Source organism: Actinoplanes rectilineatus (genome assembly GCF_000962825.1).
GTDB classification, from domain to species: Bacteria; Actinomycetota; Actinomycetes; order Mycobacteriales; family Micromonosporaceae; genus Actinoplanes; species Actinoplanes rectilineatus.
Genome location: NZ_JZKF01000095.1, coordinates 18,130 through 34,303 on the forward strand (window position 1 = coordinate 18,130; position 16,174 = coordinate 34,303).

A 16,174-nucleotide genomic window follows, 5' to 3' on the forward strand; every position below is an offset into this window, starting at 1 on the left:
AAGCGCGCCCCGGCCGCGACCATCCCCGATACCCGACGAGACCGAAGACAGATGGAACGCGCCTTATGCCCAGGCTGCACGAGTGCATCCTGGACACGAGGCGCTCGCCCTGGGTTCGTCATTCTCTCCGGCAGAGACAAACCGCCGTCCAGTTGCTCTTCGCGCCGTTTTACGCGGTTGCGGCCAAATCATTGAGGGTGGCGTTCACCACGGGCCAGCACATGCTGACGGTGTCCTTGTCGGGCGGGTCGCCGAACTCGCGCGCCACATTCGGGTGAACCAGATTGCGGTAGTCACGCAGGACGTCGCCGAAGCGGTGCGCGTCGCGTTGGATCCATTTCTCCTGGTAAGCCGTTTGGATCAGCTTGCTCAACGTCCAGTCTCTTGCCGGTTTCTGCGGGTGAGGAAGCCGCTCGGATGCGGCATCCAGCAGGACGCCTTCAAGTAGGCCACCGAGCATGATGATGGCGCTGAGCCAGGCGCCGTTGCGTTCACAGATCTGTGCCTCCGTCAGCCGCTGTTGCAAGGTGGCGGCGAGGGCGGGGTCGCGGACCAGATCTGTCATGGTGGCGTGCAGGGCGGTGTCGCCGGTGTCGGCGGGCTGGGCAGCGGCACTCCCGAGCGGGCGGATCGTGGGACGACCGAGACTGTGAGCCACCTCGAACCCCTCGACGGCGAGCAGCCGGTTGAGCTCCTCGGTGACCTGAGCACTGGCCAGCGGCAGGTTGCGGTTGATGTACTCACGCCGGTCGGCCAGGCGTTTGACGACCGCCTCGATGGCGCCGGGCTGATTGCGGCGAGTCCGTAGCTGGCCGTGCAGCCATGCCCGGCGGGGCTCCTGGAAGCGGGGTACGTTCTGCCAGCCGGCCTGTTGTAGCAGTTTGGCGAGGTCGCTGCCGGTGCGGCGCACGGGCAGGCCGTCGCCGTCGCCGCAGGCGATATAGGCGATCGCCTGCAACACGTTGTCGTCGAGGGCTTCGAGCATCAGCCGTCTCCTTCGTCATCTTGGCTGTCGGGCATGCTGACCGGAGTCCACGTCTCCGCCGTAGCTGCAAGGGCCGGGCGCAGCGCGGACGGTTCGATGCCGCGTGCCTGCAGCTGTTGCCACAGCGTGTTCAGCGCGGCTTGGGGGTCGTACTGGTAGTCGCTGTCGTAAATGCGCACGATGTGCCAGTCCGACCGGCGCAGCTCACGCTCGCGTTGGAGGTCGACTTTCAGCTGTTGCTCGTCCAACGGGTGCGCGGGGGAGTGACATTCGACGGCGAGTTGACCGTTGTCACCGACGACGAGCAGATCGATCGGCGCCCCGTAGAGCCGGTACTGGACGACCACCGCGTAGTCACGGCGCCGGAGCTCGAGAAATACCTGCTGGTGAAGCAGCGAGTCGAAGGGCTCGACGAGCCGGTCTGCGGGAATGCCGTCCAAACGCCGGTCGATCTCCAGCCGGGTCGGCGGATTGCGGAAATAGACCAGCAGGGAACGGCGCAGGTCTTCAGAGCGCAGTTGCTCGTCCGGCACCGACAGGAACAACCACACCTGGTCACGGGCGCGGCTTGCCGCGACGTTGTACCTCTGCCGGTCCACGCGGGCGGTCGCGGCTTGCGGCTCGGTGACCACCACCATCGACAACAGGATGACGTCACGTTCATCGCCCTGGAACGCCGCCGCGTCACCGACCCGGATCTGGTGCCGCTTTCGGCCGGCCGCGCCGACCCGCTCGTCGATGAGCTGATTGAGCAGACGTGTGTGATGGTCGGATCCGTACAGCACAATCACACCGATGCTCTTGGTGGCGTAGCGCGGATCCTCGGTCATCTTCTGGATCCGCTCGACGATGTGGGCCGCCTCGGTGTGGTTGCGCAGCGTGTTGCCCAGCCCGTCGAACTGGGGGTCCTCGACGAGAAACGGCACCAGAGGATCGAGTCGCTGCGCACCGAACTGCCGCAGCGGCAGCAGCCCACCCCCGTAGAACTCCTCCGATGACCACCCGATGATCTCCGGCATGCACCGGAAGTGCTCGACCAGCCGGACCACACCCAGCAGATGCGTCGACATGATCTCGTACAGATTGGAATCCGGGCCGAACCCGCGCCTCAGATGCCGCGGCATCCAATCGAGGTACACGTCGGTCATGCGCCAGTAGGCCGGCAACTTGTCCGGCGCCTGCCCAGGAGTGCACTGCTTGTCGTCGCCGACCACGATGGCGCGCGGCGCGAGCCACAGCAGGAACACCGAGTCGACGGTGACCTGGCTGGCCTCGTCGACGATGACGACGTCGAAGGCGTCGGCCTCCGCCGGAACGGTCGCGGCGACCTCGTTGACCGGCATCAGCAGTACCGGAATCGCCCGCGTCGCGTCGCGGATCGCCGAGCGCAGGTCGCTGCTGCGGTCGGCTTTGTAATTTCCGCCAGTCTTGCCGAACCTGTTCACCGCACTGCGAAACGACTGGAGTGCCTGCCATTGCGGCAATTCGGTGCGGACGCGGAAATGCAGCAGCGCCGTCTTGCCGGCCAGGTCCTCGGTGACTTGACGTAGCTGGCCCTCCAACTCGTCGAGGACCAGCGAGTGTTCACGTTCGCCGTCGGCTGCATGCCGTTGCCCTACCTGGTCGGCCGCTCGTGCCCAGTCCCACGCAGCCTGCAAGCACCTCAGCCGCTGATCCCAGACCGGATCAGCGGCACTGTCTCTCAACGAGTGAGCCAGCTGCGGGTGCCCCGTCGCCAACCTGGCAGCAAGCTCAGCACCCTGTAGTCGTTCCTGCTGCTCGCGGTACGCGCGTACCAACTGTTCATACGCCGCGGCATAGCCGTCGGCGTCCCGGCCGGTGACCGCACTCAGCAGCCGGCCGATGACCGACTCCGGCCGACCCGCCGACGCGCAAGCCAACAGCGTCTGACTGAGCTGCTCCAAGACTCGGGTCCACTGCCCGGCCACCACGATGCGCGACGCATTGCGCACGACACCCACGATCAGATCCCACTGCCGCGGTGTCGTGATCAGATAGCGAGAGTCCGGCCGACGCAGGGCGAACTCAATGTCTCGTTTCGCGGCCACCAGCCGGTTGATCGCCTCGAGGCTGCCCTTCACGTCCTGCAACTGCGCCAGCTGCAGACGGCGGGTCCCGGCATGCACCGAGATCCCCATGGCCTGGCACATGTCGACGACGCTGGAACACGCGCTCTCCGCCTGCAAGGCGCTGATCAACGTGTGCAAATGGCTCATGGTCGTCGGCGGACGCCCGGCCACGGTGCACAACCCGAGCAGTTCCGCCGCCTGGCGTCGTTCCTGCGGCGACAACAACCAGCGCAGCCGCCGACGGGTCCTCACGTAGGCGTACAAGCGTCTCGCCTGCCGCAGCAGGCGAGCGTGATCAGCGGCAGAAAGCCCGGCGGGCCAGTCGACATCCCCGTCGCCGGCCCTCACCGCGATCTGCAGCGGGCCGGCGACCGCGTCGAACTCCGCCGACAACGTGCTCCAAGCAGCGTAGTTGCGGTGACGAAGCAGATCGGTGACGGCGTTCAGCCGCCAATCGTCACGATCCCAGGACCCGATCAGTCCCGCCAGCCCACACCCGGCGAGCATGTCAGCAGCCGCCTCGACGTTGTCGGTGATCTCCTGCAGAACGGGACGGCTGAGGTTCGTCATCAGCGTCGAGGCCGTCTCGAGGTCGTCGCCGAAGACTCGCTGCGCATCCGCGATGGCCCGCACCGCCCGCGCCACGGTCCGCGAATCCACCAGTGACTGCGAGTCCGGCACAGGCTCGTGCCTGTCCAGTTCCAGAGCTGGATAGGCGCGCAACAGTCGGAGCAGAATCATCGCGTCGTCGTCGGACAACGGCGCCGAAGGGCCGGCGTCAGTGGGGACATGCCCGATCCAGTCGTAGGTGGGGCGTGCCAGCTCGACGGCGGCGACCAGCTGCGTCGGTGTCCCGTCGTAGCCGTCGACGGGAAACGGCCGCGGCCGATACTCCCGGCCACGACTACGGCACAGGTCATCGACAGCCGCGTCCAACCGTTGACGCAGGTCAGCACGACGCCGTTGTAGGTCGCTGATATCGCGGTGAAGTGCTTCCACGCTTGCCGTCGACACCTGCTCGGACACGGCGATCACCGTGCGGTCGAGATCCTTGCGGTCCTCCGGCGACGTACCCGGTGCGAGCACCGCCAGCTTGCGAATCGGATCGGGCAGAAGCTTGTGGATGACCCGCAGAGGGTGAGGGCTCCTACTCGACACCAGCACCCGCAGCCCATCGGCGAGCAGAGCACAGATCAGATTCGCGATCGTATGAGTCTTGCCCGTGCCCGGGGGACCCTGCACCACGACAGCAGCGTCCGTGTGCAATCGATCGACAACCTGACGCTGCTGCTCATTGGAAGCCAGCGGCAGCAACAGATCCGCCCCCAAGGGTGCTACCTCGTCCAGCCACGCCCTCCGCTGCTGCACATCGAGCGGCTGCACCAACTGCGCCAACCCGAGCGGAACCCGCGCACCCGGAACCTCCAAGGCCTGCGTGATCTGCTCGTAGAACGCCGCCACACCAGTGCTCTCCCGGGGCCGCAGAAACAGCGCCGGCGACAACGTCAGCACCAAACGGCCACCCGGCTCCTGCTCCGGCTCTTCAAGGATGGGCTGCCACCGGGGTGCCACCCGCCAATGCCGTTCCCGCCAGGCCTCGAGCCACACGTTCACCTCGGGCGACAGCGGATCGAGGTTCGAGTGCTCTGGCAACGGTGCTCCGGCCGCGGCCTCGACATAGCCGTCGTTGAGATCGAACGAATCCTCATCCAAACGGTGCAGCCCGTCGGCCAACGACAACCGGATGACGTCGTCATCAGCATCGAGCTCAGCGTGGACCTCACCCGTCAGAACATGCTGGCGCAGCGACCACCCTCTGTTGCCGCTCGCGCTGACCAGCCCCACGCCAACCGCGATCTCCAGGTCTTCCTTACGGGCCCGCTCGACAAGACGCCACACCGAGGAAAACAACTCCTCGGGATCCGGTGAATCCCGCTGCTGCTGCGCCCAAGCCTGCCACTGCGCCAGCCATCGCTGCATCACCTCGGCGATCGCCTCCGGGACGGTCCGCCCGTCCTGTGCCGTGGCATCGGCCCCCAGCTTGACCAGAGCAGGCGGGGCGCTCCACGGATCATCGAGAACACAGTCGGGATCGAGCCAGTCCAGCAGGACCGCCGGCGGAACGGGACCCGGCACCGGACTTGGCCGACTCAACGTCAGAAACGTTCCCAACGTCGGCGCTGCTTGCACCGAGAGAAGGTCGTTCAACCAGATCGGTGGACGCTCCCGGAGTGAGTCTCGGGCGCTCGAGTGAGAGTTCCGTTTGACGAATCTCAGGTAGGTGATGAGACGACGAGCCCGATCGACCAGATCAGCGTCACTCGGTGGTAGCAGGTCCGGCATGCACCCCTCCTCTGCAAGCACAGCCATACAGAATGTTCCGGATCCACTACAGATCGCAATGGCGTAGACGTGAATGAATGTGCCGGACGCGCCACCGCTAGCACGCGTTACCAGACGCCACCGCTGACGACCAGGACCGTCATCTACTGGTTAGGCCTTCGCTCAGCGGGGTCCCGCAGAAGCGGGCAATGCAGCCTCCGGTCATGAGGCCAGCGCCGTTACACCGATTGGCGCCGTCGCGCCGGCGTGTCCCTCCTCTACAACGCCGATGTGGTGACCGTGACGACTGCCATCAGGCGGCCGGAGGCAGATGTTCGCTGACCCCACACCCGGTATCCGACGCCGTCTGTCGCACGCTGAAGACGCCCGCTGGCGAGCTGTGTGGTTCCCAGGGTGGCGGGCGTCGCTTCTCGGCGTGGCACCTGCAGTTTCAACGCCACCGATGGCACGCTCAACAGCCAACGGCGGCACCCGGCATGTCGGCAAGACTTTCCCGACTCACCGACGCCCTTCGTGATCGCCGTCGCCGCGCAGGGTTGGGAGTGCCGTTTCGAGGGCCTTCCCCGCTCGGGCGGCTGCAGAAGGTCAGCAACGACCGATGGAGGCTGGAACGTGTGGCCGGACAACGAAACCGACATCGATCTGTTGGGCTTCGACTTCCTTGTCGACAGCCTGGTCATCGTGTTGTCCGAGCCGCGCTTGCTGCCGCTGACGGTCGGTGTGCTCGGTGACTGGGGGTCGGGCAAGAGCAGCCTGATGAGCGTCGCCTGCGCCGAGCTGACCGCCGCCGTCGAAGACGCCGATGACCCGGAAGGCAGACCACGACGGTATGTATGCGTGCAGTTCAGCCCATGGCGCTACGAGGACTACGAGGACGTTAAAGTCTCGCTGATGTCGGCGGTGCTGAGCCGGCTGGCCGTCGAGGTTCCGGAGCATCGTGAGGAGGTCGGCCGGATCCGGGCGATGGCCCGGCGGCTGCGCCGCACCGGCCGTCGGGCCGCACGTGGGGGAATCGAACTCTTTCCTCAGTCGATTCCGGCCATTGCCGCGATGGTGGACCCCAGCCTCGCGGACCCCGAGATGCTCAAGATCGCACAGCAGGGCGCGCAGATGGCTGCCGCGGCCGCGTCGCAACGCCTCGCTGACCCACAGCCCGCACCGACCGCCGCCGAGGAGCCCGTCACCGAGGTCGACGCGTTCCGGGACCGCTTCGCCGCGCTGATCGACTCGCTCGACGAGGTCGCGGCCGTCGTCGTGTTCATCGACGACCTGGACCGTTGCCTGCCGGAGACCGTGGTGGACACCTTCGAGGCAATCCGCCTGTTGTTGGGGGCACCGCGCACGGCGTTCGTCCTCGCCGCTCACCAGGAGGTCGTAGCGTCAGCGGTCGACGCCAGGTACCCGGCGCTGCGCCGCGACGACCGCGTCGGAGGAATCGGCGCGCAGTACCTGGAGAAGATGTTCCAGCAGAAGATCACGGTGCCAGCCCTAGCGATTCCTGAGGCGGTCACCTACGTCAGTCTGCTGCTGGCCGAGTTGCACCTTGACGCCGACGATTTCCGAGCGGTACGCGAGCACGTCGCCGCGCAGCGAGCCACCCACGCGTTCGAAGTCGTCTTCGGTCTCGGCACGCTCGGCGACCTCGGTATCGACGTCCCGGCCGCCCTGGTGACCGACCTGACGTGGGCGGCGGCGATCGCACCGGTGCTGGCGGCCGGCTCCCGGCGCAACCCTCGCCAACTCAAACAGTTCCTCAACGCCCTACAACTGCGCCGGCGCAGCGCAGCCCGACGCCGGGTGGAACTCGACCCGGCGGTGCTGGCCAAGCTGATGTTGCTGGAAGACCAGCAGTTCTCGGAGTTCCAGCAGTTGTTCGACTGGCAGATCGACAGCGGCGGACCATCCTGTCCGCAACTGGCCGCCGCCGAGGAACTGATGCGGTCCCTGAACGCCCCGGAGACCGACGAGGGACCACCCGCGACCGAGGGCGCCGACAAGCCCGAGCCGCCCTCGCGGGCCCGCAAGCCGCGGCGCACCGCCGTGGCGCTGCCGGTCGACGAGGCTGTCCAGCAGTGGGCGGCCAAACCTGCCGTGCGCGCGTGGCTAGACCTTCCGCCTCGGCTGGCGGCGAAGGACCTGCGGCCGTACTTCACTTACTCCAGAGACCGGCTGAGCCTGGCCTCAGTTTCCATTTCTAGGCTGTCGGCCCGCCAACAACAGATGCTCACCCAGATTCTGGGCACTACCGACCGGCTCCGGCGGAAAGCCCTCGACGATCTGAAAGCCGCGGACCCGGCCGACCAGGACGTGATCAGTGGGGCCCTCGGCCGTGCGCTGTTGACCACCCCCGACGACGCTTTCGTCGCGGTGTGTGAGGCTGTGGAACGGGTAGAGACTTCCCGCGACGTGCTGTTCGCCGCCCTCGACCGGCTCCCGATCGCGGCGGTCCCCGCCAAATATGTTCCCACCGCCGGCGCTCATCTGCCGCGCGCCGACCCGCGCACCGAGGCGCTGCTGACCAAGTGGCACGGCGCCGACCGGCCGGACCTGACCAAGATGGTCACCCTCGTCCGGCGTACCAGCGCGCGGCACTGATGGGCACCTCAACCGACCGGGCAGGCGGCAGCGGCGGCGCATGGACGCCACTCAAGCACGCCGCGACCTCGGTCATGCACGCCGCCGGCTCGGGACAGCACAGCCCGACCGCGTTGCGCCGGGTGCTGGCCCGGCACGTGCCGGTGCTCGGCGGGGCAGCCGGCGCCGTCGCTGGCGCCCGGGCCGGCCGGGCTGGTGCCCAGCGGCTCGGAGCAGTGCTCGCCGGAATCGGCGGCGGCGGGCTGGGCGCCGCCCTCACCGGGCAGGGCCTCGGTGATCTCGTCGGCGCCGACCGGCTCACAGTGCTCGACGCGCTGGCCGGGTACGTCGCCGGTGACGGCGCCGACCTCGACGGCCAAGCGGCCCGCGATGCCATGTTCGACGTGCTCGCCGAGCTCTACCCAGACGCCGACAGCTGGGCGGATCTCGACGCGGTGCGGCTAAATTCCGACGGCGTGCGAGAGATGATGGAGCTCTTCCTGGCCAACTACGTCTACAACCGTATCCCGGTGATCGCTGAGCGTCTCGCCCGGCTGGACGACCCGGTCAAAGCCCAGCGTGCTGAGGAGGATCTGCAGCAGATGGTGCGCAGCTTCGTCCAACTGCGACTGCCCGACGATGCGCTGCAGATCGACTGGGCCGGGCCGCAGGGCCGAGCCGTCATCGACGACACGCTGAGCGCGGTTTATGAAGCGCTCAGCGCGCTGGAGGACTGACGTGGCCACCGGCACGGTCCGACTGCGGATCCGATCCGCGCTGACCGGGTCGGTACCCGCCGACGTCGACCGGCTGCTCGACTGGGCACCCGGCCGCCGGGAGGCGACCATCGAGTTCACCACCGGCTTCTTCGACGGATGGACACCCACCGCCGCTGGCACTGAGCTGCTGCGGTTCGCCGCCGGGATCTACTGCGGTGACCGAACCGTGGAACGCGAGCCGCAACCAGACGGGTGGACCCGCACGCTGCGAGTCGACGTGCCCGTCGCCGACCCTGAAGCATGGGATCAGGCTGGCTGGGCCGGCACGCTCGGGTTCCTCACCGGCGACCGGTGGAACATCCGTCCCCGCCGAGCCCGCCCGGCGGCCGCCGCCCCGACCGGGCTGGACATCGACGCGGTCTCGTTGTTCTCCGGCGGTCTAGACTCACTGTGCGGCGTCATCGACCTGCTCGAAGAAGACCCCAACCGACGGCTGCTGCTGGTCGGACACTACGAAGCAGGCCAGGCGTCCACCGCCCAGCGTGCCCTGTACGCCGGCCTCGCTAAGATTTACGGCAACCGAGTTGTCCTGCGTCGGCTGTTCTGCCGTCCGGCACCAGCCGACGAGGCCCAGGCCCTGCCGTTGCCGGACCAGCGTGAACGCACCACACGTTCCCGGTCGCTGTTGTTCATCGCCGCCGCGCTCGCCGCCGCATCCGCCGCCGGCCCGCATGTCCCGGTCTACGTGCCGGAGAACGGCTGGATCGGCCTGAACGTGCCGCTGACGCGAGCTCGCACCGGCTCGGCCAGTACCCGCACCACGCACCCACACTTCATGACCCAACTGACCGAATCCTGCCGGGGGATCGGCATCACCAACCCGATCGTCAACCCGTACAGACTGCAGACCAAGGGCGAGATGCTCGCCGGGTGCCGCAACCCCCGCCTGCTGATCAAGCTCGCCCCGGCCAGCGTCTCCTGCTCGCATCCGGAAACACCGCGCTGGCGGGGCCGGGAGCAGGGCAACTGTGGTTACTGTCTGCCCTGCCTCGTGCGCCGCGCCTCACTGGCCCACACCCGCCGCGACCGCGGCGACCAGTACGCCTGGGACGCGCTGAGCGACGAAGGCCTGCTCGACCCGGATCAGCGCACCGGCGCCGATCTGCGGGCACTCGTCCGCGGCGTCAACCCACATCGCGATGAGCTGGCCATCGTGCGCAACGCGCCCTTACCTGCCGGCGAACACCAAGACCACCTGCAGCTATGGCACCGCGGTGCCGCCGAGGTCCGCACCTGGCTGGGCGGCGCCGGTGGCAGACTGGCGGAGCTGACCGAGAACGCGTGGAGAAGCCGGTGACCGACGTCCTGCTCGACACCCACTGCCACCTCGACGCCTTCGCGAACCCGAGCCAGGTTCTAGCGGCCGCGGCGGCCGCCGATGTACAGGTGGTGGCGGTTACCAACACCCCGGACGACTACCGCCGCATGGCGACCCTGCTGCCGCGGGGCGGTGCGGCTCGGGCGGCACTCGGCCTGCATCCGCTGCACGCTCACCGGCTCGGCATGGGCGGCGTGCTGCGTTTCAGTCGCCACGCCGCCGGGGCGGCCTGGATCGGAGAGATCGGCCTGGACTTCTCCCCGGCCGGGCGCGACACCCGCGACGCGCAGCTGAAAACATTCGATGCGCTGCTAGCCCTGCCGCAGCTACGGGATCGGCCGGTGACGGTGCACACCCGAGGCGCCGACAAGATCGCCGTGCAGCGACTCGTCGACGCCCGTATCCGGGCGGTGCTGCACTGGTACACCGGCCCTCTCGGCGTGGCCGACGAAGCACTCGCTGCCGGACTGCACTTCTCGGTCAACCCGTCCATGCTGGCCAGCGCCAAAGGGCGCACCCTGCTGGCGAGGATTCCGCAGGACCGGGTGCTGTGCGAAACCGACGGCCCTTTCGCCCGCCGGTCCGGCCACCCGTGTCAGCCCGCCGACCTGCCGGCAATGATCGAGGAGCTAGCCGTGCTGTGGCACGTCAGTGCGGCACACGCTCGTACGCAAATCTGCGCCAACCAGCGCCGGATCACCGACGAGAAAGCCGCCTCTCCGGCCTGACGGGCGAGATCCGCGGCCGGAGTGCCCGCGACGAGAGAACCGAGCCGGCAGCGCGCGATGACCGCGTCCAAGCGAGGTCGATCCAGACCTGGACGGGGTTGCGTTCGCGTCTAATGCCCGGCTTGATAAATCGACGCCGAACGGAGTTGGCCGCACACCGACAGCCGCCCTGTCTTCCTCGAATGCGGCCATATAGCCCACATATCTGGCGCGATTTCCCCTGCATGTCTGGTTAGCGCAGCCGCCCAGGCCACGCGCGTGCACGAACAACCGGCGATTTTCTGAGCGCAATCAGATCGCTGGTGACACCAGCAAGCAGGCCGACAGCCCCCGCGACTCGCGTGCAAATGCCGAGGACAGTCACCTAAACGGGCTCTTCTTGGCGGCAGAGCTTCCTACGATGGCAAGGTCAGGTCACGGAGGGTAGCCATGCAGGACGCCTACGATGCGGTACGGCTGGGCACGCTGATCGACGAGATACAAGACCATGCGTACGACATACCGCAGTTCCAGCGCATGTTCGCACGCAACGCTCTCTGGGTCGGCCGGCTGATGGGCCGGCTCTGGAGCGGCGGCGGTCGGATCGGTTCCCTGCTGGTATGGACTCCACGCGACGACGACCTGTCGGTCCGCAGCCGCTACCACCGTCGCCAGAACCCGGCCGACACGTTATGGATCATCGACGGCCAGCAGCGGATCACCGCGATCCTGGCAGCGTTCGGCATCAAGCCGCCCTGGATGTCACCGCAACAGTGGCAACGGTGCGGCGGACCCGGCTTCGAAATGGGCATCACCATGGATCGGACCCGCCACCCGAAACTGAGTTTCCCCACCGGCGGCCCCTACGTCCCACTGCGCCGGATCTACGAGGCCGAAGAGACCGACGTCGAAGAAATTTTGCGCGACGGCGGGCTGCCCACCGACACCGCTTTCGCCCTGCAGACCAGAGAAAGCATCAGATCGATGATGGACATCGAGATCCTGCGGGAGCGGGCCTACGGCGACCTCGAACACGCCTTCGAATACTTCACCGACCGCAACAAGGGTGCGACCCACGTCGCGTTACAGAAAGACGAAATGGCCCTGTCCGTCCTGTCGCACTACTTCCCCCTGCTGCACCAGGACTACATAGACCCCCTCCTCTACGACGCCGCCGACAACAACCTGCGGCGTTCTCTCCCGCGAACCCGGATCAACGTGATGCTGCAACGGATGCTGGCACACGCGCGAGAGGGCAAGAACGCCATAGCAGCCGAGCCCAAAGACCTCGAAGCAGCCGCCGACCGGCTCAAAAGAGCAGCACCCGCGGCCGTCCACTATCTCGCCCGGCACGGCGTGAACCGCGACGAACTGATTCCGAGCGCACCCCTGACCCTCGAAGTCCTGGTGGCACTGTTCGACCGCTTTCAACACGCCGAAGTCGACGAGTTCGCCCTGCACTGGATGGTCTGCGTTATGGGCGCCACCGACCAGAACATCGACCGCAAGAACCTGTCCAAACGAGCCCAGAAAGCCATCAACACCGGCGACGGCTACACCGAGGTACGCACCCTGCTCACCGCCCTGCTGCCGCCACGACTTCCCCGCGACTTCAACGATATGCAACTGCACCTCGCCCCGCCGCGAGGAGGGCGCCGAACCTGGGGAAAACCAGGATTCCTCTACACGATCGCCTCGGCCACCGCCGTCGCCGGCCCCGTCCACGACCTCGCAGCACCCGACACCGTCTTCCCCCAGCCCGGAATGCAACTGCGACCCCTGTGTGAGAACGCCCCCTTCGGCATGCTCGTCTGCCATGCCTGGATGTCCGACAGAACCGCCGAAGTAATCAACGCCCACCACGGCTGGACCCGCGCCGCCTACGACGAACTCCAACCCACCGAAACGGTACGCAGAGCACACCAACTCCCGCAGCCCCCGAAAGACCTCCCACCCGAACAGATCAGCAAGTGGCTGATCGAAGAACGATCCCCACTGATCGCCCGCACCCTCAACGACCTATTCACCCACGTCGCAACGCTGCGAGACAGCCCGGTGCCGTGAACAACCCCGCCCCACCGGACCAGCAGCCCGAGCCTGACACCGACCAAAGCCAGCTGCTGCCGGTCAACGAAGACAACCGCCACATCCTCACCGACTACCTCAGCGCCCTGACAGCCGAAGCCGGCGGATACCTACCGGTCACCGTCGTGGCCGCTCAGCTCAGCATCCGCGGACTGCTCCTACTGCTGCCCGCCCTGCGCCACCTCACCCACCAACGCACCCCGGTACGGGTCCTCGTCGGCGTGACACCCGACGACCGCACCCACAACGGCGCCGCCACCCAAATCCCCACCAACGACCCCCTCCTGCGTACCGCCGACGAGACACTGCGCGCCGAAATCAACAACCTCCCACTGACCCACGACGGCGGCCTGGCTCTCATCGAGCTGCTCAACCTCCTCGACAGCAGGCACCTCCACTGCCGCCGCGAACAACACCGCGCCCTGGGCGCAGCCGGACTCGTCCTACCGAACACCAACCGGGCGCTACTCGGCTCACCGAACCTCCTGCCGGCCCACCTGACCCGCGACCGGCACTGGCTCGGCCAACTCACGCCGGCCGCCATGCCCGCCGCCCGACAGCTCGCCGACCGATGGTGGGACGAAGCCGAACCCTTCGCCCTGGCCGACCTGATCCGCACCAAACTGCTTCCCTACGACCCGCAGTTGGTCTACCTGCGGATGCTGCACCTGGCATACGGCGACGAAGTCAACGCCCGAACCTGGGACTACCTGCGCGACTATCAAGCCGACGGCGTCGCCAAAGCACTCGCCATCCTCAAAACCCTGCGCGGAGCACTGATCTGCGACGACGTTGGCCTCGGCAAAACCGACCAAGCGTTGGCCGTCGCTCGCGAACTGGTCGCCGCCGGCGCTGAACGCATCCTGCTGCTGTGCCCGGCCAGCCTCCAACAACACTGGCAGCAAAACTGTGACTCCTGGCGACTGGCAGCCCACATCTGCAGCTACGACAAACTCATCAGAATTGTCGACGACAACGACAACGACAACGACAACGACAACGACACCGGCGACTGGATCACCTACGACCTGATCATCTGCGACGAAGCGCACCACCTGCGAACGCCAACAACGAAGAAAATCACGGCCGTCCGACACGTCATTGCGCAGTCACCGCGACCGAGCCTGCTGCTACTGACCGCCACACCCGTCAACAACACCGGCCTCGACCTGTTCGAACTTCTCAGCCTCGCCGACCCAACACTCGAACCGCAATGGCACCCCTGCAAGTCAACCAACCGCAAACGATCGCGGACCAGAGAAGGCACCGCCGCCCTGCTGCACCTCGTATGCCTGCACGCCGACACCCTGCCCGAAGAATCAGCCGCGGTCCACATGTTCCACGAAGAACTGGACCAACGCATGGTCCGCCGCAGCCGATGGCTACTACAAAAAGAATATCCAGGCTCCGCGAAATCGTTTCCTGAACGCACCCACAGACGCGTCACCTACAACCTCAATGGCGTCCACAAAAAACTCATGGTCGACGTCATCGACGCACTCGGTGAAGGCCGCTACCTCACCGAACAAGGCCACGACCGGCTCGCCGCCCTACGCAGTACACAACACCACACCAAACCCCTGAAAATGGCCGCCTACATTCCCTATCAATACGCGCTCAGCCCACCCAAAATCAACCACGCCACCGCCATGGCCGTACTCATCCGCATCATGCTCCTCAAAAGGCTGGAATCCTCACCTGCCGCACTGGCCGCCACCACCCGCCGCATGGCCGCCCGCGTACAACTCGCACTCCGAGACCTCGACAGGGGCCGCGTCTGCCTGCCCCACCCCGGACTACAACGCCGCCTCAAAGACGCCATCAGCAGCGGCGACGCCAGCGACGACCTCACCAACCCGTCAGACCCGCAAACCGACTACCTCAGCGACTTTCTCACCGACACCGTCACCCCCGCCGCGCTGACTCCCTACGTGCGCCCCGCCAACGAATTCGACGTCACCGCCCTGCGCACGGCACTGACCAGCGACCTGAAAATCCTCCACCAACTCGCCACCGACGCCGCCCGCGCCGCCGCCGACGACCGCAAATTCGCCGCACTGCTCGAAGAACTAGCCCGCATCGCCCACGAACGACCCGGCGAGAAAATCGTCATCCTGATGAGCTCCCGCGCCACCGCAGCAGACCTCGACCAGCGCCTACACGCCGCCACCAAGACCGACCGGCGACTGCGCCACCTACGCGACAAAATCGCGAACGCCGCCCCACCGACCCCACTATCAGGCAAGGAACTACTCAACCTCGTCGCCCAATTCGCGCCCCGAACCGCCGCACAACGCGTCAGCACCGTAGCCCGCACCTACGCACGCGACACCTACCAACTGCTACTCGGCACCGACCAGCTCAGCGAAGGCCACAACCTGCAGCAAGCATCGATAATCATTAACTACGACCTGCCCTGGAACCCGCAAGCCCTCGAGCAACGCATCGGCCGCGTCGACCGCCAAGACGCCGAACTCGACACCGTCCTGTGCATCACCCTCGAACCCGACACCGGACTCGGCCTGTTCCTACGACTACTCGACATACTCCGCAACAAAATCGACATCGCGGCACTAACCGTCGGCGTCCCCTCAATCATCCTGCCCGGCACCGAAGCCACCGTCCGCAACTTCGCCGCAGCCCTCCAAACACTCGACACCGGGCCGCGCCCCGTAACCATCACCGAACGCGAACATCAACGCGCCATCCTCGGCAACGCCCTACGCATCGACGGCACCCTCGAAGCACTCCACGCGCTACCCACCCCCGTCGGCGCCATCCATCCCACACCCCATCCCCAACAAGGTGCCGTCTTCTGCTTCCACATCGACACCCCGGACGGCACCACCCACACCCTCTTCTGCCACGTCGAAGACACCCCCCAGCGAACTACCACCTTCGACCGCAACCGATGTCTGCGCCTCACCCACACCGACCTGCACGGCTGGAACCCACCCTCCCTGCCTCACCCGCTGACCAACCACCCCGACGCCACCCACTTCCAGGCCCTACTACTGCAACTGATCGACCACGCACGCCAGCGAATAGCCGGCAATCTCGACATCCCCGCCGAGCATGCGGGTCAACGAATCAGACTCATCGCCTGGATGGCGCTGCTGCGACACCCCCGCAAACCAACACCATGAGCCTTTTTCATCCTGAGTAGGGCGGGTTCTCGGGAGTGTCAAGAAAATGGCTCTGGCGCAGAAACGGTGGTCGAGGACCCGGGATCCTATGTGGTCTGACCTGTGCATGATCATGATGCCCGTGTGATCTGATCGGGACGATCTTTC

Annotated in this window: 8 protein-coding genes; 6 read left to right on the forward strand and 2 right to left on the reverse strand. The window is 66.6% G+C overall.

Going from position 1 to position 16,174, the window contains the following annotated elements; genetic code table 11:
* Nucleotides 1-169 precede the first annotated feature (169 nt).
* Nucleotides 170-985, reverse strand: a complete 816-nt coding sequence (locus WH85_RS39475; protein WP_045747274.1) for a hypothetical protein — start codon at nucleotides 983-985, stop codon at nucleotides 170-172.
* Entirely contained in the window at nucleotides 985-5,265 is a 4,281-nt protein-coding gene (locus WH85_RS39480) for an AAA domain-containing protein (RefSeq protein ID WP_169792554.1), read from the reverse strand. Before WH85_RS39480 ends, WH85_RS39475 begins: the two co-directional genes overlap by 1 nt.
* 666 nt (nucleotides 5,266-5,931) lie before the next feature.
* Between WH85_RS39480 and WH85_RS39485 the strand changes: the two genes are divergently transcribed.
* The 6 genes from WH85_RS39485 (at nucleotide 5,932) to WH85_RS39510 (ending at nucleotide 16,027) form a co-directional block, all read left to right on the forward strand.
* A complete protein-coding gene (locus WH85_RS39485) occupies nucleotides 5,932-8,013 on the forward strand; it encodes a KAP family P-loop NTPase fold protein (RefSeq protein WP_169792555.1) in 2,082 nt (693 codons plus the stop codon).
* A complete protein-coding gene (locus WH85_RS39490) occupies nucleotides 8,013-8,729 on the forward strand; it encodes a hypothetical protein (RefSeq protein WP_045747277.1) in 717 nt (238 codons plus the stop codon). Before WH85_RS39485 ends, WH85_RS39490 begins: the two co-directional genes overlap by 1 nt.
* A gap of 1 nt (nucleotide 8,730) precedes the next feature.
* A complete protein-coding gene (gene qatC, locus WH85_RS39495) occupies nucleotides 8,731-10,068 on the forward strand; it encodes a Qat anti-phage system QueC-like protein QatC (protein WP_157411504.1) in 1,338 nt (445 codons plus the stop codon).
* Nucleotides 10,065-10,817, forward strand: coding sequence for a TatD family hydrolase (locus WH85_RS39500; protein ID WP_045747282.1), 753 nt, complete (start codon nucleotides 10,065-10,067; stop codon nucleotides 10,815-10,817). The genes qatC and WH85_RS39500 overlap by 4 nt, the downstream gene beginning before the upstream one ends.
* A gap of 429 nt (nucleotides 10,818-11,246) precedes the next feature.
* Complete coding sequence (locus WH85_RS39505; RefSeq protein WP_045747278.1) at nucleotides 11,247-12,860, forward strand: DUF262 domain-containing protein; 1,614 nt, start codon at nucleotides 11,247-11,249, stop codon at nucleotides 12,858-12,860.
* On the forward strand, nucleotides 12,857-16,027 hold the full coding sequence (locus WH85_RS39510; RefSeq protein WP_045747279.1) for an SNF2-related protein: 3,171 nt from the start codon (nucleotides 12,857-12,859) through the stop codon (nucleotides 16,025-16,027). The genes WH85_RS39505 and WH85_RS39510 overlap by 4 nt, the downstream gene beginning before the upstream one ends.
* Nucleotides 16,028-16,174 lie beyond the last annotated feature (147 nt).